The organism is Methylobacterium sp. 092160098-2, from assembly GCF_028920805.1.
Taxonomy (GTDB): Bacteria; Pseudomonadota; Alphaproteobacteria; order Rhizobiales; family Beijerinckiaceae; genus Methylobacterium; species Methylobacterium fujisawaense.
Map to the genome: position 1 here is coordinate 1 of NZ_JAQPZJ010000004.1, position 21565 is coordinate 21565.

Genomic DNA, 21565 nt, shown 5'->3' on the forward strand with positions numbered 1-21565 from the left:
TACCCGGCGGGATCGGCCCTCGATGGCACGCAATGATGCCCGCTGATCGCTGCCATCGTACGCGTCGAACGCAACACCCTGCTCCGCTCCGTCGCGACCGGGCAATGAACGAGACGCCGGGAGACCACGCTGTACGCCGCGTCCGTGATGCTGCCCGCCCAGACCTTCGCGAGCGCCATCCGAAACCATTGGGCGATCGAGAACCGGAACCACTGGGTGCGAGACGTCACCCTCGCCGAGGATGCCAGCCGGATCCGGGTCAACCCGGGCATCATGGCACGACTGCGCAGTCAGGCCCTCAACATCGCGCGGGCCAGCGGTGTCACAAACATCGCACACGCCTTCTGGACCGCCGCGATCGATCCGGACGTCATCCTCGCCTACAAAGGCTTGTAGAGAGCGTTGAACAGCCCTGCCCCTGATACGTCGAGAACATGGAACTTCAGAGGTGCGCCTTTATAAAAGACCGCGTCTATTGTGCATGTATGCCGAGATCGGACAGCCCGCATAAAGCTGATAGGATCAATCCGTTTCCCCGGTCTGGCGGCGTGTTTGGTGGCCACGGCAGCGTCATCTCGAAAATACTTATGAGAATGTCAAACTACTACTGCTACTCCGGTAAAGCCGGGGAACTCCCAATGGGAGTAGGCAGGGCTTCTGATCATTGAACGTCGTGCGCGCACTGCTGTTTTTCGTACTCGCCTTGGCCTTAGTCTTAGCCTTGGCCATCGCCTCGGCCGCGCCGTGCACGATGGGCCCGCACACAGCGGCGCACCGCCACATGGCGGGCGGCGTGGCAGCGACGACGCCTCACGCGCACCCCGACGGCGCCCGGCGCAACGAAGACGAGCCAGGTGAGGCCGGGAGACACGCGACTTCACTCGATGGGCCGGCCCGCCGACGAAGGCTGCCCCGGCCATCGGCATCGCTCGAAGGACCCTCTCTGCCCGGCGACCTGCTGCCCGCTCGCGTGCCAGGCCGCGCTGCCCTCCCTGCCATGGGCAGGCGTCCCTCTGGACTACCGTCCGTCCGACTAGGTCCTGATCGTCCAGGAAGACGGGGTCGTCGACGCGCATCCGCTCCGGATCGAGCGACCGCCAAGGCGCGGCGCCTGACGCGCAGGCGGATCTAACGCCCACCCTAGGCCGCTCCGGCGGGACGGCCACGCATACCTCGCAACGAGCCGACACCTTTGGCGGGGGCGACGCCGTCGCCGCCGCTGGACGTGCGGACGACGCCACGCCTGGACTCGCCCTCGGCCGTCCGCCTCTGTTCGGGAAAATCACTATGTTCAAGTTGCCGAGACAGGCCGCGCTCGCGGCGGTCTTGCCGCTTGCCGGCTGCATGCCCGCCGCCGTGCCCGCCGGGCTCATCCTACCCTCAGACCCCGACGTACCGGTCCGGACGCCGCGCTACGGAAAGGTGACGCGGGGCGTGAAGGATTTCGGCGTCGTCGAGCCGAAGGATTGGCGCGATCTCAACCGCCAGGTCGCACCCAAGGCGGGGTCCGGGGGGATGGAGGGCATGCCGGCATGGACGGTAGGCCCGGCATGGGCGGCAAGCGCGATTCAGGGGGGCGGTGATGGCCCGTCGATGTAACCAAACGGGTGCGCCCCCCGGACTACCCCACATGGGACGCACGATGACCGCGCCGGGACACGCCGGTACGACCGCGCGCACCGGGCGACGCCGCCTTCGTCGAGAGCGGCTACGACGCCAGGGCGGTGGGATCGGTCGGCGAACTTGGGCTGATGCAGGTTCGGCCGGCGACGGCCGCGATGCTCGGTCATCGGGGACCGGCCGTCGAACTCCTGAACCCCGCCACCGACGCCCGTTACAGCGTGGCATACCTCGCCGAGGCGCCAGGTTATGGGGACGCGATCCGGCGGGCCGGCGCCCTGCCGGCTTTGACCGCCGAAGAAGCCCTGCTGGAGAACGCCTTCACGCCCGTGGAGTACCGCGGCCTGGGCATCATGGCGGTCGCCGTGCACCTGATCGCCGAACGCGCGTCAGCCCTCGGAAAGCGATATCTCCTGGCTTTCGTCGACATGGACAATCTCGCTTCCCTCAAGGGTGTGGAACGGGCGGGCCTCACGCCTTGGTCGATCCGCACGAGGCGGCAGTTCGGCTTCGGGCTCCTCCGCACCGTTCGGTTCGCCCCTATCGCGGCGACCGCGGGTTCAGGCGTCCGTCCGGTGCAGGGGGCGAGGCTGGAAGGGCCGGGGACCGGGAAGGTGCCCGCTACGCGAAGGGGCGGGCTCGCCCGCGGCCGCCGGCGGTCGTTCGAACCCGTCACGGCCGTTCGGCGCGACGTCCGCCGATCGACCCCTCAAGACACAGGCCGAGCTGTTTCGTGACGGCGATCGACACTATCCACGGGCTGACACACAGGATCACGGGACTCGACTACCCGCACGGCCATTGGTGGGTCGTGGCCAATGCCGTGCTCGTCTTCATCGTCGCGCCCGTCTGGACCGCATGGCTGGCGGCCCGCGGTGTGCTGCGGCGGTACGGCAAGCCGGTAGCGGCCGGGTTTGGGGTGGCGGGATCCGCGAAGCCCTTCCGAGCCGTCCCGTCGCTCGGGCACCGGCTCCGGGGCGGGGGGAGTCCCACGGGCCGTCGCCTGGAGGCGTACGTGCTCGGTGCCACCCTGGGCATCCAGGTCCGCCTGCTCCTCCTCTCGGCCGCGACGCTGCCGGCGGCTTGGCTCATCCTTGAGATACCCAAGCACATCATCAACCATGCGCTCGCCGGCACCCGGGACGACGAATATCCCGGCATGACGTTCCTAGGGCTCCCTCTCGGCCGCACGGAACTCCTGTTCGCGCTCTGCGCCAGCTATCTCGCCGTTGTCACCTTCAACGGGCTCGTGAAGTACGCCGCAAACCGGGTGCGCGGTCGCGTCAACGAGCGCATCGTGCGCCGCCTGCGTCTGGCCGTCCTACGCCGCGCGCGCACGGAGGGAGCGGCCGACCGCCGCACCTTCCTAGCGGCCGTGGCGGTCCAGGAGGTTGAGCCCATCGGCTACTTCGGGGGCAGCCTCGTCGCCGTCCCCATCGTGCAGGGCGGCGTGCTCCTCACGAGCGTCGCCTTCCTCCTGCTCCAGAACGTCGCCCTCGGCCTCGCCGCGCTCATCATGCTGCCGGTTCAGCTGACCGTCCTGCCGCGCCTCCAGAAGCGCGTAAACCTGAATGTCCGGCAACGCGTCCTCGCGACGCGAACGCTGGGCGCCCTCGTCACCGCGCCGATGCGCGGCGGGCCGTCGGTCCGTGCCCCACGTGCCGCGGTGCCCGTGCCGGCCGTATCGGATCTGCGGCGGGGGATGATGCACATCGAGGAACTCGAACATGTCCGCGTCGCGATCAATGACATGAAGGGCGGCATCAAGACCCTGTACAACTACACTTCCAACCTCACGCCGTTCTTCTTCTTCGTGATCGGCGGCTACCTGGTCGTCCAGGGACGTCTCACCGTCGGGGCGCTGGTCGCGGCGCTCGCGGCCTACAAGGAGATCGCCCCCGCGCTGCGAGAGCTGTTCGACTTCGCCCAGGATTGGTCCGACGCAGGCGTGCGTTTCGCGGAGGTCACGCGAGCCCTCGGGCATCCCTCCGACGTGGAAACCGGCGTCGCGAAGCCGGGCGCCCCGCGACAGGCGGACTAGCTTCGGTCCCGGGTCGCGCGACCGTCCGGCCGACCGGCAAGGACGACGGCGACGCGGCGGGTGCCGACAGTGCCGAAGTCGGATCCGCGGCCGGGCCCGGCCGCCTGTTCCTAGAGCGCTCCCCGCCGAATTGGACGCCGGTTCGGCGTAGGGGGCGCATCAAATCAAAGACTTAGAGACGCCGACCCGATGCAATCAGGTTGGGAACGGCTTTAATTCCGGTGGTGTTGCGGCGCGATTGGCTTGGCGATGGCGAGCACGCCCTTCAGGCCGCTGCCGAAGCGGGCGATCGTCTCGCGGTGGCAGCGGAGCTCGCTGTAGGGGAGATAGCGGAGATCCAGTTCTGCGACCCGGGAGAACGCGGGCCGCACGGACATCGCCCTCGCGGTCGTCGGGCGCCACCAGGAAGAAGTTTCGGGCGGTGGCGCCCTCGACGCCGAGCGCGAGGTCGACCATGCGCACGATGCCCGAGTAGATGCTGGTCGTGTGCTCGACCTCGAAGGTGGCTGAACCGCGCCGGGTTTCCCGGAGGTCTTTTGGTTTGGGTCAGGCAGCCAAGGCTTGCACCTTGGCCTGTGCATCATAGCGGGCTTCGGCCTCGGCGGGAGGTACGTTGCCGATCGGTTCGAGCAGGCGGCGGTGATTGATGGACTGGATGCCCCCACCCGGCCGCAGCCGGTAAGCTCCATCGAGGGGCTCAGTATCTGCCGGAGTGCCCAGCATGGATCCGATCGCAATCGTCGGCCTCGACCTGGCCAAGCGTGTCTTCCAAGTTCACGGCGCTCGCGCCGACGGCAGCGTCATCCTGCGCAAGAAGCTGTCGCGCGCACAGGTTCTTACGTTCTTTGCTCAGCTGCCGCCCTGTGTCGTCGCCATGGAGGCCTGCGCCTCGGCGCACGAGTGGGGACGCGCGATCCGCAAACTGGGTCACGAGGTCCGCCTGATCCCGCCCGCCTACGTCAAGCCGTTCATCAAACGCCAGAAGAACGATGCGGCCGACGCCGAGGCCATTGCCGAAGCTGCCGCGCGCCCAACGATGCGCTTCGTCGCGGTCAAGAGCGAGAGCCAGCAGGCTCGTGCGATGATCTTCCGAACACGTGACCTTCTGGTGCGCCAGCGAACCCAGCTGATCAACGCGCTACGCGGCCATCTTGCCGAGCACGGTGTCGTTGAAGGGGGCGACCAACGTGCACCAGCTCGCCTTGGCGATCGACGATGTTGCGACATCGCTCGATCCGCTCGTCGTCGATCTGAGCCGCCTCTATCTCGACCAGATCCAGGACCTCGACACCCGGATTTCGGATTTGGAGAAGCGGGTCTCCCAGGAGGCCAAGCGAACCGGCGTGACGTCACGCCTCATGACGATGCCCGGAATCGGACCGATCACCGCAATGGCGATCGAGACGTTCGCGCCGCCGATGGAGACGTTCAAGCGCGGGCGTGATTTCGCTGCGTGGCTTGGCCTCGTGCCGCGGCAGTTCTCCTCGGGCGGAAAGCCGGTCCTGGGTCGCGTCTCCAAGATGGGCCAGCGCGACATCCGGCGTCTTCTGATCATCGGCGCGATGACAGTTGTCCGGTGGTCGATCCGCAAGGGCGCACCGGTCGGCTCCTGGCTGGCCAGGATGCTGGTGCGCAAGCCGCGTCTGGTCGTCGCCATCGCGCTGGCCAACAAGATGGCACGCGCGGCCTGGGCGATGCTGACGAAGAACGAGAACTTCAAGGTTCCGGTGCCGGCCGTGGCTTGATCGCACGATCAAGGCGCCCCGGCATCGGTGGTGGGAAGGTCGAAGAGAGGTAAGGACGGAACGATCGGTCAGATCGGGGTCAGGAAAAGCAAGATTGGTCGCCGAGCTACGATTACCTCCGATAATGGCACTTATCGCAGATCTTTGTGGATTGTTAACGATTTGAACGGCTAAGCTCGGCCCATGACGCTTGACGCCGCCGTCCCATCTCGATTGCTTCCCGCCGAATCGTCGGGCGCGCTTCCGGCGCCTTTCGCGGCCGCGCTGCCCCCCGGCCTCGAGATCCTCGCCGAGCGGCTGGAGGACTACGCGCGCGCGGCCAAGGGCGCCTTCGCCGACAACACGCTCCGCGCCCTCGCCGCCGACAGCCGGATCTTTTCGGCTTGGTGCGGCGCCGCCGGCCGGACGATGCTACCGGCGTCGCCGGAAACGATCGTCGCCTTCATCGACGCCCAGGCCGAGATGAAATCCCGCGCTACGGTCGAGCGATACCGCTCGTCCATCGCCGCGCTGCATCGCGCAGCCGGACTGCCGAACCCTTGCGCCGACGAGATCGTGCGGCTGGCGGTGAAACGAATGAGCCGTACCAAAGGCCGGCGCCAAAAGCAGGCCGAGCCGCTCAATCGCACCAGCGTCGAGCGCATGCTCGCGGTGAAGACGCCCGGGCGCCTGCACCGGCGGGTCTTGGAGGGCGAGCGCGAGACGCCGCTGATCGCCTTGCGCAACGCGGCGCTGGTCGCCGTCGCCTATGACACGCTGCTGCGCCGCTCCGAACTCGTCTCATTATATATAGGGGACCTGCACAAGGGCGCCGACGGGGCCGGCACGGTGCTGGTGCGGCGCTCGAAGGCGGATCAGGAAGGTGAGGGCGCGATCAAGTATCTCGCCCCCGACACCATGGCTCACATCGATGCGTGGCTCGCCGCGGCGGGGCTAGCGAGCGGGCCGCTGTTCCGGCCGCTGACGAAGGGCGGCCGGGTCGGCAGTGGAGCGCTCGGCGATGGGGAGGTGGCGCGGGTGTTCCGGGATCTCGCGGTCACGGCCGGGCTGAAGCTCCCCCGCCTCCCCTCCGGGCACTCGACCCGGGTCGGGGCGACGCAGGACATGTTCGCGGCCGGGTTCGAGCTGCTCGAGGTCATGCAGGCCGGTTCGTGGAAGACCCCAGCGATGCCGGCTCGCTACGGCGAGCGCCTGCGCGCGCAGCGGGGAGCGGCTCGGAAGCTCGCGACGCTACAAAATCGAGCTTAGCGCGAGCGACGGGCTTTCAACCCGAAGGTCTTGGGTTCGAGCCCCAGCGCGCTCACCACATTTCAATCACTTGCGGTCAATCGTGTGGACGCACGGTGCGCGCTACGACCTCAACCAGGCGGCTTATCGGGGTTTACCCAAATGAGACGAAGCACCGAAAGCCCATGTAGGGTGGTGAGCCGTCATCTTGCTCCCTCACTTACTCGTCAGCCCCCGCCTGCCCTCAGGCCACCAGGCGCTTGAGGTTCTCGGGCGCGTCCGTCATGTAACGGTGCGACTCTCGCGCGATGTTGACCGCGCGGGCCGCTGCTGCAGTCTCACGCACGACCGGGTCGGGCTCGTAGCCCTTGCGCCCGTCCAGCCACTCCAGCACGTCCGCCAAGTGCCAGAGCACCACGCTGCCGTCATGCACCGGCAGGGGAAAGTCGTCGTGGCCGAGCATCAGCTTGCGCATGCTTTGGCGCGCCACGCCCATTAGGTCGGCGACGTCCGTCAGCCCCACAAGATCGGGGGCCGCTTCCACCAGCGTTGCGGTCGGGATCGCAACCTTGATGTCGGTGAGCGCGCTGCGCACAGCCTCCCGCGCGCTGCCCGCCTCCCGGGTGAAGTCCAGGGCGAGCCGTCCGGCAATCCCGACGCCTACGAGCGCATCGGTGCAGCCGGCCTCACCAAGGCGCTCCACCAGTGCATCGGCATCGCGGTCCTCATCAGAGAGACGATATTTCAGGATGAAGCTGTATTCGGTCATGGCTCTCGCTCCTGCGCCTCGGCCCTCTCGGCTTCTGCACGCGCCTCCGTCTCCGCCTTGCGGGTCGTGCAATTGTCGACGACCCGCTTAATCTTCCTCGCCTCGTTGCCGACGTTTTTGGGTGTGCTCCAGATGCTCGTGATGCAGAACTCGCCGCAGCGGCATGTCTCGTCATCGTAGGGGCAGTAGATCTCGCCCCAGGCATGACTACCCCCGACGCTGACGCGCCAGCCGTGATCCTCCGCATGCCGGAGCGCGTCCTCCACCTCCTTCTTCGGATGCGGTTTGCGCGCCATCCCGTAGCCTCGACAATATGTGGTTTCTGGTGAGGGTGTCAAGTGACACCCTGTGGCGTGTTCCGAACCTCCTCATGCCTTTCCGACGCGGTGCGATGCAACCCGCCCGAATGCGATCGGCCGGGTCGGCACCCAGAACGACTTTTTCACCGGAGAGCGCAGCGACCAGGACGTAGCAGCACACGCACTACGTCGTTCCGGCGTCGCCTGTAGCCTTAATTTTCTCCGGTGTGAGGCGATCGCCGAGGAGTTCGCGAATGGGATCGGACATGGTCCGATCAAGCCTGCCGAGCCGCGACGCGACGCGACCTCGAGGAAGCACAACGCGAACGCAGCTTGCGGGCGGCGGATGTCCGTCTCTCGACCACCATCGCCCGTGTGAACGATCTCGCTGCGGGCCTTGTGAACGGCAACGACGATGTCTTGGTACTGGCGGACGTTCGGCCGCGTCGCGAGGCAGATCCCGACGCGGCGCTCGAGGCGCGCGACGCTCCCGGGTGCATAGTGATCGGTCAGCACGGTCTCGAAGGCGACGGCCAGCGCAAAGATCGCTTCCGCTTCATTCGTCCGTGACCCTAAGGATTGCCTGTATCAGTCGATGGCGGTTACGAGCCGGCGAAAGACCTGGCTATGCACCCTCTCCCCCGACGTCAAATTGACGTACCGCAGATAGCCTTGCTCGACGGCGCGCAGTGTCGGCGTCAATCTCTGTTCGAGCGCGCGAAGTTCGGAACGGGCCAAGGTTCGCGTGTTCAGCGTCACGGCGAGATCAGACAGCCGGGCAAGCTCGAGCGCCGCGACGTTCATCGGCACACGGCTGAGACTGAGCGGCTTGTCCGCCAGCGTCGCCTCGCCGATGAGGTAGTGCCGGATGTCGAGCGTCTCGTTGTTGCTGACCTCGGCGGACGATTTGATTTTGTCGACCGTGATGCCGGCATCGACGCTCAGGGCGTGCAGCATCACCACCAGCGCGGCCGCGACCCGGATCTTCAGGGGGTATATGAACTGGTTCTCGTAATAGGCACCTGTGTGCGAGGAGAGCCGGACAAGCAGGAGTGGATTGTGCGTCATCCACCTCATGTTCCCGGCCCACACGTGATGTTCGTAGCTCGACTGGTCGGGAACGGCCGTGATGCCGAGTGCCGCTGCCATCTCGTTCAGCCTGGCATAGGCGCCTTCGATGCTGCCGGTCTGGGCCATCACCTCGAAATCGGCTTCTCGCAACACCGCAAAGTTCCTGAGATCGAGCTCGGACCCGAAGAACGGGACCTCCATCCCGAACTCGGTGACCGGATGGAGCACGAACCGGGCCGTTCGACGCCTGCCTGCGGCAGACGGTCGATAACGCGACCGCAGATGTCGGGCTGTCCGGATTTGGTAACCTCCAACACGAAGTCGTCGAAGATTGAGTTCCCGGTGTAGAGGCCGGCTTTCCGTAAGACGCGCGACCGCCGAGCGAAACTGGAGGTGGTGTTGGACAGCGTCCCGATCCTTCTCGGTCGGCGTCTGTTCGTCCGTGGCAAGATACTCGACGCTGTCGAAGGCCTTCAGCACGTTGTGCTTCGAGAGCAGGTAGCTCTCAGACTGAGCCCTCTTCTTCGATGTCGGGATCGTCAGGTCGAGGAGCCGAGCATCGGACAAGGTGACGGGAGGTTCGGCCGGATAGGGGGGATAGCACGGACGGGAGGGAGCCCGACAGGTAGGGGGGAAGCGCCCAAGATCGGGCATCGGCATGCCTGTCCGATCCCGCATCTTTGTGCTGGGCTGGTTTAACGACCCGCGCCGAGGCGGCTCGCGGATGATCGGTGAGATCGCGCAGCCGGAGATCCGACGGAAGCGGCTATTCCTCGGGAGTTCAGCACCGTGCTCTCACCCCTTCTTGGGTCCCCTCCCCCGCCCGAGCGACTTCGGCGCCTCGGCGAGAGCGATCTGTGAGAGAGGCCCGAGTTCAGCCGCGAGCGCATCCGCGAATTTCTGCGCAATTTTCCTGAAGCCGTCGGGATAGGGGTGGAGTTCGTTCGCCCAGTCGGCCGGCGCCAAAGTCCCCTGGGTATCGACGAGGTGAAAGCGGTTGGCCGGCTTGTCCGCGAGCCGCTTCACCATCGTGCGGAAGGCCGCCAGCGCGTCGTGGACGATGGTCGTGCCGTCGGCGACCGACCAGTTACAGAAATCGAGCGACGGCTTGAGCCAGGGGCCGGCGCAGGGCGGATGCGCGCCGTTCGGGATCGGGAAGTCGTAGCAGTGACCGAAGATCAGCACCCCTGGCACGATCCGGTCGCGCAGGGCGAACAGGCTGAGGTAGCAAGCCTCGACCATGCCAAGCGCCCTCTCGAACCGATCCTTGTTCAGGCCTGGATGACGCCCGTCGTTGAAGTCGAGGAAGATGCAGAATGATCTTCCTCTGAATGAGTGGACACCTCTGCTACGCTCCTACGGGGGCTGGAAGGTGTCTGATGGGGACAACGAAACGAACGTTCACGCCTGAGTTCAAGCGTGAGGCCGTGGCCCTTCTGGAGAGTAGCGGCCGGCCGCAGATGCAGATCGCAGCCGAGCTTGGCATCCAGCCCTCGATGCTGCGGGCCTGGCGCGCGAGCCTACAGGACAGCCCGCCACGTACGGTCGGCAGTGGGCCTACGCCTGTGGCGGTTTCGCCTCTGACCTCACCGGCCGATCAGGCCGCCGAGATCGCTCGCCTGCGGCGCGAACTCGATCGCACGCGCATGGAGCGCGACATACTAAAAAAACGTATGGCCCGCCCCGTCCGCAAGGTGGTCGATGAAGGCGCCTGTGACCGGTCTGCACAAACGTATCCGGCATGTCGGCACTGTGGCCGCCGCCAAGATGGAGAGCCGCACGTCCCGGGCCTCATAAGCGAATCGACCTCGACGGGCCGCTTTTTTTGCCAGGCTTCCGCGACGCCGCTCGACCGTCAGGCCATCTTCAGCATCCTCCCGCAGACCTCGTGGACCCGCGCCGAGCGGCCGAGCTCGGACTCGGGTCGACCTCTCGCGATGCCTCAGGCCACGGCCGGCTCCGGACGTCGCTCGAAGCTCACCCCCTTGCGCAAAGTCGCCCAGGCGATCCGCGCCAGCTTGGCCGCCAACGCGACGACCACGACGTTGTAGTGGGCTCGCGCCAGAAGACCGCGCAGCCACCGTCCGGTCGCGTCCTCGGCTTTCGACAGCGAGGCCAGGGCCGCGCGCGCTCCGTGGATGAAAAGGCCGCGCAGGTAGGCGTTGCCCCGCTTGCTGATGCCGAGCAGCTTCGGCTTGCCGCCGGTCGTGTGCTGGCGCGGCACGAGGCCGAGCCAGGCGGGCAGGTCGCGCGCAGACGCGAAGGCGCTGCCGTCGTCGACGGCCGCGCGCAGGGCCGTGGCCGTCATCGGCCCGACGCCGGGGATCGACACCAAGCGGCGCGCCGCCTCGTCGGCGTGGGCGTGCGCGATGAACTCTCGGTCGAGCGCGTCGATGCGGCGGTCGAGACCCGCCCATTCCTCGCGGATCTCAGCGACGAGGGACCGGATGCGCGCGCCGACCCGTGCTTCGGGATCTTCCAGGAGGCCTCCGACCGCCGTCTCGAACTTGCGCCGGCCCTGGGGGAAAGGCGAGGCCGCGCTCCAGCAGGATCGCGCGCAACTGGTTCATCAGCATGGTGCGCATGCCGACCAGCCGCGACCGGACCCTGTGCAGGCTCTGCATGTCGAGTTGCTCCTGCGCCTTCAGAGGCACGAAGCGCATGGTCGGGCGCGTGGCCGCCTCGGCGATCGCCTCGGCATCGCGGTCGTCGTTCTTCTGCGCCTTGACGTAGGGGCGGACGTACTCGGGCGACATCAGCCGGACGGCGTGCCCCTGCACGGCGAGCAGCCGGCCGAGGTGGTGGGCGCCGCAGCAGGCCTCCATCGCCACCACGCAGGCCGGCAGCTTGGCCGTCAGGCCGACAACCGTCTCTCGCCGCGCACGCCGTCGCAACACCACCGCCCCGGTCGCGTCGAGGCCGACGAGACTGCAGCTGTTCTTGCCGAGGTCGATGCCCAGCACCGCGACTGAACTCTTCGCCATTCCAGATCCCTCCGGGTGTCCCTGGCGGCAGCATGCCACCGACGGCTCCGTGAGGGGCGGGCCATCCCATAAGCCATCGGCATCTTCGCGGAGGTGCCGAGATGAGGTTTCGCTTCATCGAGCAGCATGGAAGCACCTGGCCGGTGCGTCTCATGTGCCACGTGCTCGGGGTCTCGGCCAGTGGGTACTATGCCTGGCGCTCCCGGCCTGAGAGCCGCCGCGCCCGGGAGAACCGTGCCTTGCTGGCGGACGTGCGACGCCTGCAGGAACAGCATAAGAGCCGCTACGGCTCACCGCGGATGCATGCCGCTCTGCGCGCGGAGGGACGCGGCGTCAGCCGAGGCCGCATCGAGCGGCTGATGCGCCGACATGGCATCCGGGCTCTGGCAGGCCGCCGCTATCGCCCGAGCACCACCGACAGCAATCATCCCCTGCCGGTCGCTCCCAACCTCCTGCAGCAGACCTTCGTGGCGGCAGCCCCCAACCGCGTCTGGCTGGCCGACATCACCTACCTGGCGACTGGCGAGGGCTGGCTCTACCTCGCGGCCGTGCTGGATCTGGCCACCCGCAAGCTCGTGGGATGGGCCATGCGCGAGCACATGCGCACCGAGTTGACCCTGGCCGCGCTGATGATGGCCACCCAGCGGCAACGGCCGGCTGCCGGGCTCATCTGTCATTCGGATCGCGGGAGCCAATACGCTGCGGCAGCTTACGGCGAGCAACTCGCCGTCGTAGGGGCGGTCGCCTCGATGAGCCGGACAGGATGCTGCTTCGACAATGCCCCGATGGAAAGCTTCTTCCACACACTCAAGGTCGAACTCGTCCATCAGCGCCGGTGGGCAACCCGCGACGAGGCACGTCGCGACCTGTTCGCCTATATCGAGGGCTACTACAACCGACAGCGACTCCACTCCGCCCTCGGCTACCGTACGCCTGAGCAAGCTGAGCAGCGCTGGGCAACGTAACCTCCGTGTCCACTGAAACAAGGGAGGATCAGACATCGATCTGCCGCTCGACGTCGGGCAGGCCGAAAGTCAGCTCGTCCATGGATCGGACCCTCCGACGACGGCTTCTGTCGAGCCTTGTCCGGAGTATTCGCCGGGGTCAACGTCCGCGCAAGGGGAGTTTTTAAAATTGCCGGAGGTGCGCCCGCGAGACGGATCTTGCTTAGCGATGGCGGGCTGCAGTTCCGAGGAGTCTCCGGCTCAAGGCTACGATGCATCGGTGCGATTGAGGGCGCGCCTGTGCGATGGAGGGTTCGGGCGGGCCGCTCGTTCCGAGCGGATGGCTCTATGCGCTCGCGCGCACCGAACCCGCTAGCGCGGTTTCGTCCCATCCCGGTGACGACCCTCCCGCGGCATCGCGGCACCATCGGGCTCCACCGACGCCAGACACCGCAGGCCAAGCAGGCTGGGTAAACGCCGCGGTGATGGTAGCCTTGCACAGCGTCTCAGCATGACACATTGATCTCTGAACCGTCCGTCCGGCGATCCGGAACGTCATCAGGGGATCGAGTTCGACGGCGATCCCGCCAGCATTTTCCTGGAATCAGATCCCTTCGTCTGACTAGTGAGGGCAAAGGTGTGCCATGCCCGGCGGCATCACCTGATTGCCACAGGTTGCGTCGAACTGGACCGGCAGGAGACCAGACGTTGACGCCCGGCCGATGTGTCTGCAAACGTCGAGGCTGGCGAAGGCAACGGTTGCCAGGGGCGAATAGGTAACAGCGTCGGCGATGTCGGAGCCGGAGAAACCGTAACCAAGCGAGCGTTTGTTGCATGACCGATGAGGCCTTCGCTCCCCTCACCATCGCGGACTACGCGGCTCAGGCGGCGCTCACCGACCAGCACAGTGACGGCGGTTCCCTAGCCTTCCCGCTCATCGGTCTCTTCGGCGAGACAGGGAGCCTCCTTAGCGAGGTCAAGAAAAAGCAGCGCGATCGTGCCTCTTACCGTGGCTACGCGGGCGCCGTCGTCGAGGAGCTCGGCGATGTCCTCTGGTATCTGGCGGCGGTGGCGTCCCGTGTGAACGTTCGTTTGTCCGACGTCTTCATCGAGGCTGCATCCATGATCGGCGCCAGCGGCACGATCACGCTGGCGGCCTTGCAGCCCGACATCATGCCCCGGGCGAATGAGCCGACGATCGCTTTCGAGCGCACGCTGCTGAAGCTGGCGGGCGAAATTGGGCTCCTCGTGATGGATCTCCAGGAGCGTGGCACGGAGGAGCGCGATAACCTTCCGAGTAGCCGTTTGGCGATCATCGCACGGACGCTGATCCAAGCGGCCAACGAGGCCGGTGTCACACTCGAGGCGGCGGCGGTCAAGAACCTCGCCAAGATCGCCGACCGCTGGCCGCGTGAGCGGCAATATCCGGCACCTCTCGACGCGAACGCGGAGCCGGAGGAGCGCCTGCCACGCAAGGTCACCATCGAGATCTTCGAGCGGCAGGTTCGAGGGCGCACCTTCGTCTTCCAGCGCTGCAACGGCATCAACATCGGCGATCGGCTGACCGACAACGCGATGGCCGCCGACGACTACCGGTTCCACGATGCCTTCCACTACGCCTACGTCGCCGTGCTGGGCTGGTCGCCCGTCACCCGCGCGCTCTTCCGCCTGAAACGGAAATCCGCCCCGAAGGTCGATGAGGCGCAGGATGGCGCCCGCGCGACGCTGATCGAGGAGGGGATCACCACCTGGATCTTCGGCCAAGCAATTGAACTCGACCTGTTTGCCGGTATGAAGCCGGGCGACCTGCCGTTCGACCTCCTGAAGCACGTCCGTCAGTTCGTGGCGGGCTACGAGGCCGAGCGATGCCCGTTATGGCTTTGGGAAGAAGCCATCCTTCAAGGCTACGCGGCGTTCCGCTTTCTGCGCGAGCACCGGCGCGGACGTCTCATTCTCGACCTGGACAAGCATCAAATGACGATCGAGCCGCTTTCGTGAAGACGCCTCGCACCTTTGCCGACGCTCTCGCCGACACGGCGCTCAAGTCGGTGTTCAACCCCTATCGCGATCACTGCATCCTCCACGACCGTGATGACGGTGCGCACATCCGCAAGCGCAATCTGGTTCATTGCCTGGAAGCGTCGATCGAGTCGAAGGTCGACACGATCTGGATCGCCCGTGATCTCGGCTATCGCGGTGGTCGCCGAACCGGCGTGCCACTCACCGACGAGGTTCACCTGACGTCCGCGAGCGCGCTCCTCGGCGGGATCGCGCTCGACCGCGCGACGCGCGGCCCCGTCGTCGCCGAGCGCACGGCCGCGGCGGTCTGGCGGGTTCTCTCGCACATCGAGGCGCCGGCCGTCCTCTGGAACATCTTCCCGCTGCATCCACACGAGCCGGACGATCCTCTTTCCAACCGTTGCCACACTCGCGCCGAGCGAGACGCCACTTGGCCCTTTCTGACCGCGCTCATCGCGATGATCGCGCCGCGTCGGATCGTGGCGATCGGGCGCGATGCCGGCTTGGCACTTTCCGGGATCGAAATCCCGGTGATGACGGTCCGCCACCCGAGCTATGGCGGGCAATCGGAGTTCATCGCTGGCGTGCATGCGATCTACGGGTTGGATAAAGACGATCCCGCTCCGGAGCTACCCTTTCTGGCATCTCAGGCCGCAAGCGGGGCGATGGCCTGATCGAACTGCGCGAGGAGAGCCTTGATCTCCCCGCGCGTGGCGCCGCCAGGCTGGTCGATCTTCGCGTGGGTCGACACCACGGTCAGTGGACCGACCTCCAGCCCGGTCTCGCGGGCAACGAAGGCCATGAGGCGGCCCAAGCCGATCAAATTTCCGAGCAGCTTCTCGACATAATAGTGGTTCCGGTACTGAGCCGTGAGCGTCACCTTGCGCGGTGAACCAGGAACGATCTTGAAGCTCATGAAGCTCAGGCACTGACCGCCGTAGACGGAGTTGTCGACGTCGCGGATGGGATCGAACAGCGAGAGCTCGAACTTGTTGAGCGCCCGCACGCTGTCGTCGTTCATCCGCTCGACGATGTCCCAGAGCTGGTTGGGCGGAGCGCCCGCGGTTCCCTGGTAGGCGGTCATCCGCTCGAAATAGTAGCCGGACCACCGACCGCCGCGGCGCACTTTCGGCAAGACCCGCTCATTGAACACGTCGAAGAATGCCGGCGCGCCGTGCCGCAGGTACAGCGAAGTCGGAAAGATCGTGTTCGCGACCGTGTCGATCGGTTTTGCGCGGTCGGTGAGGAAGCCGTTCACGGCCGCCACGCCCGGATGCGCGATCGTCGACGCCGCCGTCGGATCGTCAATGTCGAGGATCACGTTATAGGCTTCGTGGTCGCGTAGGGCGTCGACGGCGCGCACCGCTTCGCGCCAGGCGCTCGCGCAGTCAGGCTGCGAGGGGACGGGCAGATACATCGACATCCTCCGTAAGCAGCGCGGCCGCGAACAGGCGCGGCGCGATGAACCCTTCGGTCAACCAGCCATGGCCGCCGATGCCCCATCCTGGTCCCCAGCTGTTGCGCACGAGGATCGCCCGCGCCCCCTGAACCGTGCCGTGACCGACCGCGACCACGGCGTGCCGCCGCGCGGGCTCAGGCGTTTCGCCAGGCGCTGGCTGAATCACCCCTTCAGGCGTCGGCATGTAGAAGGATCGCGACAGCTTCAGCAGTAGGATAACCGGACGCTCCGCGTCGAGCTCGGCAACGATCGCATCGACGGCGTGAGCATGAGGTGCGCCGGCCCGTCCAAAGCGCGGGCCGACCGCCGCAGGCGGTGACCACAGAGCGGGATCGGTAGGGGGCGCCCCGAGATACGGCCACCCAATCTCCTCCGGCTGCCCCTCCTGACGCAGCGTCGCCAGCATCGCCGACAGCGTTGCGCCCTGGTCAGGCGATCGTCCTGCGCGCTGCTGCGCGTGGTAGAAGGCGAACTCGCACGATAGCGGCGACCACCCCGGCCGCAACGCGGCGTGCGCGTCGCTCGCCGCGAAGGCGAGGCAGGTCGGGCGCGATCCCTGGTTGCGGGCCGCTCCGAATTCGGACCGCAAGTCCTTGAGGATGGTCACGGAGGTCATGCGGCTTCGAGCAGCCTCCGCCGCTCGGCCCGCGAGAGGCCTTCCTCCTCCGGTCCCGTCAGATCGAAGTCGAGCTGCAACCGGGACAGCGGCGGATCGGGTTCCCAGGGCCGGCGCTCGTCGAGCTGCAGCGATCCGCGGCCGCCGTCCTCGGGCGCCGCGGTCACGCAACGGATGACAGGGCCGCCGATACCATCGCTGTCAATGGCTTCCGTTGCATCGCGAACGACCGCAAAACCGCTCGCCGCAAGCTGCTCGATGTTCCAGAGATAGCCGCCCCCGCTATGCTCCTTGAGACGAAGCACGAAGAGGTCGTTTCGGCTCCCATCGATGCGAGTGCCGGCGTCGCGCTCGGTCAGCAGCCAGACATCGCCCCGATAATCCTGGGGTCGATAGTCCTGCAGCAACGCGACCTTCAGCTCGCGCGGCTGCGTCTGCTGAAGCTCGCGTGCCAAGGCCGCCGCAATCATCCGGTGGCGCACGAGCGTCCAGCATGTAGCCTCGTAGCTGGCACCGAGCCGCAGAGCGAGCTGATACACCTGGTTCGGTCGCCGAAAGTCGTCCACCGTCCAGCCCTGGCGCGCGGCGTGCCATTGGATCAGCCAGCGCGGCATCATGAATCCGACCGCGAAGGCGTCGGCCTCGACTTCCTGGAAGTCTTCCGCTGGTGCACCTGTCATCGGCATGCGCCGCAGGATGCTCTCGTCGTCGAGGCTCGGCAGATGCTTCATGGCGTAGTGGCCGAGTTCGTGCGCGGCGGTGAACCGCTGGATTGCCATCGATCGCTGCGTCGTGACGAGAATGCCCGGCGCGGGATCGCTGAGATAGGCGCCGAGCAACCCTTGCAGAGGGCGCAGCAGCAGCGGCAGATCGAGCGCCTGGATCGCGCCGAAAATATCGACGGATCCTCCACGCGCCTCAACCATGCCACGCATGTCGAGCGTTTGATGGAGGCGCGCGGCCGCCATGGTCCCGGCCCGCACTGCGCCGGCATAATCGGCGGCGGCCATGCGCGTCAGCCCCGAGCGGTTTGCGCGCGCGTCCGCAGATAATCCGCGAAGCGGCCGAGCTCGTCACGATCCTGCATCGACAGCGCGGCGGCCCGACGGGCAAGATGCGCGACATCGACGGGCAAGGCCGCCGCCTCGTCCTCTCCCGTGAAGAATGCGGCCGGCTGCCGATAGAGCTTAGCCAAGCGCGTCAGCTCGATCGCTTCCACCCGCCGCTGGCCATTCTCGATGTCGGTCAGCGCGGTGCGCGGGATCTTGAGATAAGTCGCGACCTCCTCCTGCTTCAGGCCAAGATATTTGCGGGCTTCGCGAAGCCTTTCGCCAAGCCGGCGACGCTCGGCGTCGTCATCGTCTTGCTGGATCGCGGCTCGGGTCATCACTTGCCTCCTGTGCGCTTCTTCCAACAGGCCTCGATCTTCGGCAGCAGATGCGCCAGCGCTTGATCGACCGAGCCATAGCCGCCTGTCCGCACCACGCTGTCCGGGAGCTCGATGCCGAGGATCGGCTCGACGACGCACAGGATCGACACCACCACTAAAGAGTCGATCTGGAACGAAGTGCTCCCGATCGCCGCCAATGTTGGCGGCAAAGCGACACCTTTGATCGAGGCCTCGCCCTTGACCACCTCGATTAACTCGCTGCGCAAATCCTTCGCGACCGCTGCCGAAGGGAAGGGTGCTACGGTCGGAGCCGAAATGGGTGGCGCGAGCGTAGCGGTGGTCATGGCGTCCCTTTCAAGCACTTGCAACCAACGTAATGTCGGATTTGCCGACATGCAAGGGCATAACGGCAAGCCACTTGCTTTGGTGCTTCTGGCTGGTCCCCTCCCTCGACACGGTCACCGGTTGAGTGTGTTCAGCAGCGGCGCGGCTGGCTAAACAAGGATATGGCTGACCGCGCGACCTTCCTTCACATCACCGATGCTCATGTGTCCGCATCCGGCGCTCCGTTCGAACGGGATGACCGGAAGGTCGACGTCGGGGGCCTCCTTGCCGCTACCCGCGAAGGGCCGCTCGAGCTTCTGTTCCGACGCTTGGCCGAACGGTTGACCAGAGACAGCCGCACGCTCGACGGCGTGTTCTTCTCGGGTGACGCGCAGAGCAAAGGCGCAGCGGGTGGCCATGAGCTCGTCTTAAAGCTGATCGCAGAACATCTCGGCGTTGCGTCCGACCACATCGTCTCTGTCCCAGGCAATCACGACGTGCCGCGCGACGCCGATCCCGGCACCGCCGAACGCTACGAGGATTTCGTCCGCGTCTGGAGCGCTGCGGGCTGCGTCGTGCCGTGGCTCGACGGCATCGACGGCTGGCCGGCGATCGCGGAGCCGGGACGGCATCGGCTGGTCGCCGCCGACCGTAGCTGGGCGGTGTTCCCGATCAACACCAGCAACTGGTCGCACGTCAGCTCAGTTCTGCCCGAGCCGCTGCGGAGCCATTGGAACACGATTCCCGAGACGCTTGAGCCGGGCGATGCGACCGTGGCGGCGCAGTTGCGGTCACAGCTCCAGGCTCTGGCTCGGTACGACATGGCCCGCGTATCGGAACACCAACTTGAGGCCTTGCGGGCGCTCGTCGCCTCGACGCCTCAGCCGGATCGCGGCCGCCAGTTGCGTATCGCGGTGATGCACCACCATCTCCGCTCGCCCAGCCTGCGGGAGGAGTTGAAGCCTTTCGCAGATATGTCGAACCTCGAACAGGTTCGCGCTTTCCTGCGCGGTAGCGGCATCGGCTTGGTCATCCACGGGCACAAGCACGAGCATGCCACCTATTTCGACCACATCTACGCCGGCGATGCCGATGACATGCATCGCGTCCTCGTCATCTCCGGCGCGACCTTCGAGGTCGGACGCGAGACGGACGCGGTCCGGCTCATCACGCTCGACGGCCTCCCCCACACGCCCGAGGTGAAGATCGAAGCGATCCCGCTTCCGCGATCGGGTGCCGAAGACCTGCGGCCGGCACCAACCATCCGCCGGCTCTGGACGACGGGCGTCCGCCCCGCTGAGACCGTCCTTGTCTCGCCCGGCGCGCCTGTGATCGTCGAGGGAACGGACCTCGACGAGGTCTACGCGCGCGCTCTTGCCATCGCCGGGACGAACGCGAAGCGGGGCATCCTGATCGTCCACCTCGATCTGCCCGACGACGACGGCAAGACGTTGCCGTTGCCCAGCGCCTATGCCGTTCCGGACGACCTGCAAGGTGACGAGCGACAAGCGTGGCTGCGCGAATTGGTCGAGTGGTGGCAACTGGACCGATCGCAGCTGGAACCGCGCATCCCCTACCTCCACGGCGCACGTCTGCGGCGATACGGCGGCAAGATCGACCAGATCGCGCGCATCATCGCGCTCCTCAGGACGAAGCCGAGCACCAGGGCAATCGCCGTTCTCGTCGACCCGTTCCGTGACTTCGCGCCGAACGGCGCGGGCGAGGAGTTTGCATCCTTCTGCCTCATCGAGTTTCGTCGAAGGGACGCAGACGCCGGCCGCATCGCCGTCGATGCGATCGCCTTCTACCGGGCGCAGGAATTCGAGCGCTGGTGGCCGATCAACATCGCCGAGTTGCGCTTCCTGCAACGAGAGATTTGTGAAGAGCTCGGCTATCGGCCAGGTCGGATCACCACCATCGCCGCCGACGCGCGAACGATATCCCGATCGCCCACGCAGGTCGCGATGCCGATCGTCGATCGATGGCTCGACCAAGCTCCGGAGCGGCTTCACCTCCTTGCGGACGCCCTCGTGCACAAGGCCGTGCGGGGCGACGCCCAGGCGAGCGCCGTTCGCGAATGGCGGCGCTCGCTGGCAGAGCTGCGTACGGCGACCAATGGGTTCAATTCCGATGGCATTCCCGTCGCGATCGAAGGGCTTCTCACGCTTGCCGCTTACATCGAGGCGACCGCGACGGTTGGCGATGCGGAGCTTCCAATCCTGGCGCGAAACCTGGGCGACCTCGCGCGAGTCAACGAGACGTTCGAACATTCGACGCGCTCCCGTGCCGCGTTCAACCGATGGTCGCCCGTGGCGCAGAGTCTCGTGACAGCGTTGGAGCGCATGACCGACACACGCTTGCCCGACGATCGTTTAAAGGCCGCCGGGGGAGGGGAGGGCGCTGCATAAATCCGACGAAAGCGCCCTGCCCTTCTGCATCGGCAGCCGCACAAGACAGATTACCCCCTGGGGCAAAGCCCAATGTTCCATAATGGTAATTCCTATCCTGGGCTTTGGTGGATTGATAAGACAGGCTATAGTTCCATAAGATATCTTATGCGAATATGGGAAATCACCGCGCTGCCATCAACTTAGCGGCCAAACTACCCCGCCTGACGCCATCCCGCGCTGCCGCTAAAGAAACGGAGCAGCCCGCCCGGCGCCCCCTGCTCTCCCGGCACGATTGGCGGCAGCAAGGATCCGCGGTCGTCGTCGCACGTGGGCCGCGCACGCACACCGTGGCCTAGGTCGGAAGTAGGAATGTCGGGCGTCCGGCCATCCGGGTAATCGGTGTTGGCCTTCGGGATCGGGAGCCTGTCGGGCTGCGACTGCGGGTTGCCGTAGAAGATGGCGCCGCAGTTCGATGGCTGGGGATTGAGCGACCGCTCCAACCGCCGTCCGATCCAGACGCCAACCCCTACCCCACCGCCGCCGACAGCTGCGATGACGCCTGCGAGAACCAACGGGATTGGCACAGAAAGCCTCCCTCAGCCCAAATTAGGACCGAGGGCAGATGGGGGCCTCGCTTCGTCACCACAAGCGTTTCTCGGTCCCCGCC

Annotated in this window: 18 protein-coding genes and 6 pseudogenes; 12 read left to right on the top strand and 12 right to left on the bottom strand. The window is 66.3% G+C overall.

Annotation, left to right across the window (positions count from 1 at the left end; all coding sequences use genetic code 11):
- Positions 1-147: 147 nt before the first annotated feature.
- The 4 genes and pseudogenes from PQI07_RS35515 to PQI07_RS35530 all read left to right on the top strand — a co-directional run bounded on the left by PQI07_RS35515 (position 148) and on the right by PQI07_RS35530 (position 3661).
- A complete protein-coding gene (locus PQI07_RS35515; RefSeq protein ID WP_274929271.1) occupies positions 148-396 on the top strand; it encodes a hypothetical protein in 249 nt (82 codons plus the stop codon).
- Positions 397-1287: 891 nt separating this feature from the next.
- The gene (locus PQI07_RS35520; protein WP_274929158.1) at positions 1288-1599 is read left to right on the top strand and encodes a hypothetical protein; all 312 of its coding nucleotides are present in this window, start codon (positions 1288-1290) and stop codon (positions 1597-1599) included.
- Positions 1600-1670: 71 nt separating this feature from the next.
- Positions 1671-1862: pseudogene (locus PQI07_RS38040) on the top strand (lytic transglycosylase domain-containing protein); the annotation flags it as partial.
- A gap of 491 nt (positions 1863-2353) precedes the next feature.
- A complete protein-coding gene (locus tag PQI07_RS35530) occupies positions 2354-3661 on the top strand; it encodes an ABC transporter ATP-binding protein (RefSeq protein ID WP_274929159.1) in 1308 nt (435 codons plus the stop codon).
- Positions 3662-3873: 212 nt separating this feature from the next.
- On the opposite strand, the pseudogene PQI07_RS35535 reads toward PQI07_RS35530, so the two are convergent.
- Together PQI07_RS35535 and PQI07_RS35540 are read right to left on the bottom strand one after the other, a co-directional pair.
- Positions 3874-4168, bottom strand: a pseudogene (locus PQI07_RS35535) (type II restriction endonuclease); the annotation flags it as partial.
- A gap of 39 nt (positions 4169-4207) precedes the next feature.
- Positions 4208-4384: a hypothetical protein gene (locus tag PQI07_RS35540; protein ID WP_274929272.1), complete on the bottom strand. Its 177-nt coding sequence runs from the start codon at positions 4382-4384 to the stop codon at positions 4208-4210.
- Here PQI07_RS35540 and PQI07_RS35545 point away from each other — a divergent pair.
- Positions 4383-5406: pseudogene (locus PQI07_RS35545) on the top strand (IS110 family RNA-guided transposase). The gene PQI07_RS35540 and the pseudogene PQI07_RS35545 sit on opposite strands and share 2 nt — an antisense overlap.
- 183 nt (positions 5407-5589) lie before the next feature.
- Entirely contained in the window at positions 5590-6654 is a 1065-nt protein-coding gene (locus tag PQI07_RS35550) for a site-specific integrase (protein WP_274929160.1), read from the top strand.
- 223 nt (positions 6655-6877) lie between these two features.
- Here PQI07_RS35550 and PQI07_RS35555 read toward each other — a convergent pair whose 3' ends face one another.
- Both PQI07_RS35555 and PQI07_RS35560 read right to left on the bottom strand, forming a co-directional pair.
- Complete coding sequence (locus PQI07_RS35555; RefSeq protein WP_274929161.1) at positions 6878-7402, bottom strand: helix-turn-helix transcriptional regulator; 525 nt, start codon at positions 7400-7402, stop codon at positions 6878-6880.
- A complete protein-coding gene (locus PQI07_RS35560) occupies positions 7399-7698 on the bottom strand; it encodes a hypothetical protein (protein WP_274929162.1) in 300 nt (99 codons plus the stop codon). The genes PQI07_RS35555 and PQI07_RS35560 overlap by 4 nt, the downstream gene beginning before the upstream one ends.
- A 336-nt stretch (positions 7699-8034) precedes the next feature.
- Between PQI07_RS35560 and PQI07_RS35565 the strand changes: the two genes are divergently transcribed.
- On the top strand, positions 8035-8271 hold the full coding sequence (locus PQI07_RS35565) for a hypothetical protein (RefSeq protein WP_274929163.1): 237 nt from the start codon (positions 8035-8037) through the stop codon (positions 8269-8271).
- 18 nt (positions 8272-8289) lie between these two features.
- Here the strand turns inward: PQI07_RS35565 and PQI07_RS35570 are convergent, their stop codons facing one another.
- Positions 8290-9339, bottom strand: a complete 1050-nt coding sequence (locus PQI07_RS35570) for a hypothetical protein (RefSeq protein WP_274929164.1) — start codon at positions 9337-9339, stop codon at positions 8290-8292.
- A 228-nt stretch (positions 9340-9567) separates the two neighbouring features.
- Positions 9568-10014 carry an SGNH/GDSL hydrolase family protein gene (locus PQI07_RS35575; protein WP_274929165.1) on the bottom strand — a complete coding sequence of 149 codons (447 nt, stop codon included), beginning with the start codon at positions 10012-10014 and terminating at the stop codon, positions 9568-9570.
- 137 nt (positions 10015-10151) lie between these two features.
- Here PQI07_RS35575 and PQI07_RS35580 point away from each other — a divergent pair.
- Positions 10152-10442: pseudogene (locus PQI07_RS35580) on the top strand (transposase); the annotation flags it as partial.
- A 272-nt stretch (positions 10443-10714) separates the two neighbouring features.
- Here the strand turns inward: PQI07_RS35580 and PQI07_RS35585 are convergent.
- Positions 10715-11735 (bottom strand): annotated as a pseudogene (locus tag PQI07_RS35585) (IS110 family RNA-guided transposase).
- Positions 11736-11827: 92 nt separating this feature from the next.
- Between PQI07_RS35585 and PQI07_RS35590 the strand changes: the two are divergent.
- The 3 genes and pseudogenes from PQI07_RS35590 to PQI07_RS35600 all read left to right on the top strand — a co-directional run.
- A pseudogene (locus tag PQI07_RS35590) lies at positions 11828-12721 on the top strand (IS3 family transposase); the annotation flags it as partial.
- 813 nt (positions 12722-13534) lie between these two features.
- Entirely contained in the window at positions 13535-14698 is a 1164-nt protein-coding gene (locus tag PQI07_RS35595) for a nucleoside triphosphate pyrophosphohydrolase family protein (RefSeq protein ID WP_274929166.1), read from the top strand.
- The gene (locus PQI07_RS35600; RefSeq protein ID WP_274929167.1) at positions 14695-15393 is read left to right on the top strand and encodes a uracil-DNA glycosylase; all 699 of its coding nucleotides are present in this window, start codon (positions 14695-14697) and stop codon (positions 15391-15393) included. The genes PQI07_RS35595 and PQI07_RS35600 overlap by 4 nt, the downstream gene beginning before the upstream one ends.
- Here PQI07_RS35600 and PQI07_RS35605 read toward each other — a convergent pair.
- From PQI07_RS35605 to PQI07_RS35625, 5 genes are read right to left on the bottom strand one after another with little or no spacing between them, the layout of a single operon-like run.
- Positions 15366-16136 (bottom strand): thymidylate synthase family protein, encoded by a 771-nt coding sequence (locus tag PQI07_RS35605; RefSeq protein WP_274929168.1) that lies wholly within the window; start codon positions 16134-16136, stop codon positions 15366-15368. The genes PQI07_RS35600 and PQI07_RS35605 overlap by 28 nt on opposite strands.
- The gene (locus PQI07_RS35610; protein WP_274929169.1) at positions 16108-16794 is read right to left on the bottom strand and encodes a C1 family peptidase; all 687 of its coding nucleotides are present in this window, start codon (positions 16792-16794) and stop codon (positions 16108-16110) included. The genes PQI07_RS35605 and PQI07_RS35610 overlap by 29 nt, the downstream gene beginning before the upstream one ends.
- The gene (locus PQI07_RS35615) at positions 16791-17804 is read right to left on the bottom strand and encodes an ImmA/IrrE family metallo-endopeptidase (protein WP_274929170.1); all 1014 of its coding nucleotides are present in this window, start codon (positions 17802-17804) and stop codon (positions 16791-16793) included. Before PQI07_RS35615 ends, PQI07_RS35610 begins: the two co-directional genes overlap by 4 nt.
- 5 nt (positions 17805-17809) lie before the next feature.
- Positions 17810-18181, bottom strand: coding sequence for a helix-turn-helix domain-containing protein (locus PQI07_RS35620; protein WP_274929171.1), 372 nt, complete (start codon positions 18179-18181; stop codon positions 17810-17812).
- Positions 18181-18528 (bottom strand): hypothetical protein, encoded by a 348-nt coding sequence (locus PQI07_RS35625; protein ID WP_274929172.1) that lies wholly within the window; start codon positions 18526-18528, stop codon positions 18181-18183. Before PQI07_RS35625 ends, PQI07_RS35620 begins: the two co-directional genes overlap by 1 nt.
- Positions 18529-18690: 162 nt before the next feature.
- On the opposite strand from PQI07_RS35625, the gene PQI07_RS35630 reads away from it, so the two are divergent.
- Positions 18691-20916, top strand: coding sequence for a metallophosphoesterase (locus PQI07_RS35630; protein ID WP_274929173.1), 2226 nt, complete (start codon positions 18691-18693; stop codon positions 20914-20916).
- Positions 20917-21565: the final 649 nt, after the last annotated feature.

Bases quoted from the DNA above. Each gene is read 5' to 3' on its own strand.
- PQI07_RS35515 (WP_274929271.1), top strand. From the start codon at position 148: ATGCTGCCCGCCCAGACCTTCGCGAGCGCCATCCGAAACCATTGGGCG.
- PQI07_RS35520 (WP_274929158.1), top strand. From the start codon at position 1,288: ATGTTCAAGTTGCCGAGACAGGCCGCGCTCGCGGCGGTCTTGCCGCTT.
- PQI07_RS35540 (WP_274929272.1), bottom strand. From the start codon at position 4,384: ATGCTGGGCACTCCGGCAGATACTGAGCCCCTCGATGGAGCTTACCGG.
- PQI07_RS35550 (WP_274929160.1), top strand. From the start codon at position 5,590: ATGACGCTTGACGCCGCCGTCCCATCTCGATTGCTTCCCGCCGAATCG.
- PQI07_RS35555 (WP_274929161.1), bottom strand. From the start codon at position 7,402: ATGACCGAATACAGCTTCATCCTGAAATATCGTCTCTCTGATGAGGAC.
- PQI07_RS35560 (WP_274929162.1), bottom strand. From the start codon at position 7,698: ATGGCGCGCAAACCGCATCCGAAGAAGGAGGTGGAGGACGCGCTCCGG.
- PQI07_RS35575 (WP_274929165.1), bottom strand. From the start codon at position 10,014: ATGGTCGAGGCTTGCTACCTCAGCCTGTTCGCCCTGCGCGACCGGATC.
- PQI07_RS35595 (WP_274929166.1), top strand. From the start codon at position 13,535: ATGACCGATGAGGCCTTCGCTCCCCTCACCATCGCGGACTACGCGGCT.
- PQI07_RS35605 (WP_274929168.1), bottom strand. From the start codon at position 16,136: ATGTATCTGCCCGTCCCCTCGCAGCCTGACTGCGCGAGCGCCTGGCGC.
- PQI07_RS35610 (WP_274929169.1), bottom strand. From the start codon at position 16,794: ATGACCTCCGTGACCATCCTCAAGGACTTGCGGTCCGAATTCGGAGCG.
- PQI07_RS35615 (WP_274929170.1), bottom strand. From the start codon at position 17,804: ATGGCCGCCGCCGATTATGCCGGCGCAGTGCGGGCCGGGACCATGGCG.
- PQI07_RS35620 (WP_274929171.1), bottom strand. From the start codon at position 18,181: ATGACCCGAGCCGCGATCCAGCAAGACGATGACGACGCCGAGCGTCGC.
- PQI07_RS35625 (WP_274929172.1), bottom strand. From the start codon at position 18,528: ATGACCACCGCTACGCTCGCGCCACCCATTTCGGCTCCGACCGTAGCA.
- PQI07_RS35630 (WP_274929173.1), top strand. From the start codon at position 18,691: ATGGCTGACCGCGCGACCTTCCTTCACATCACCGATGCTCATGTGTCC.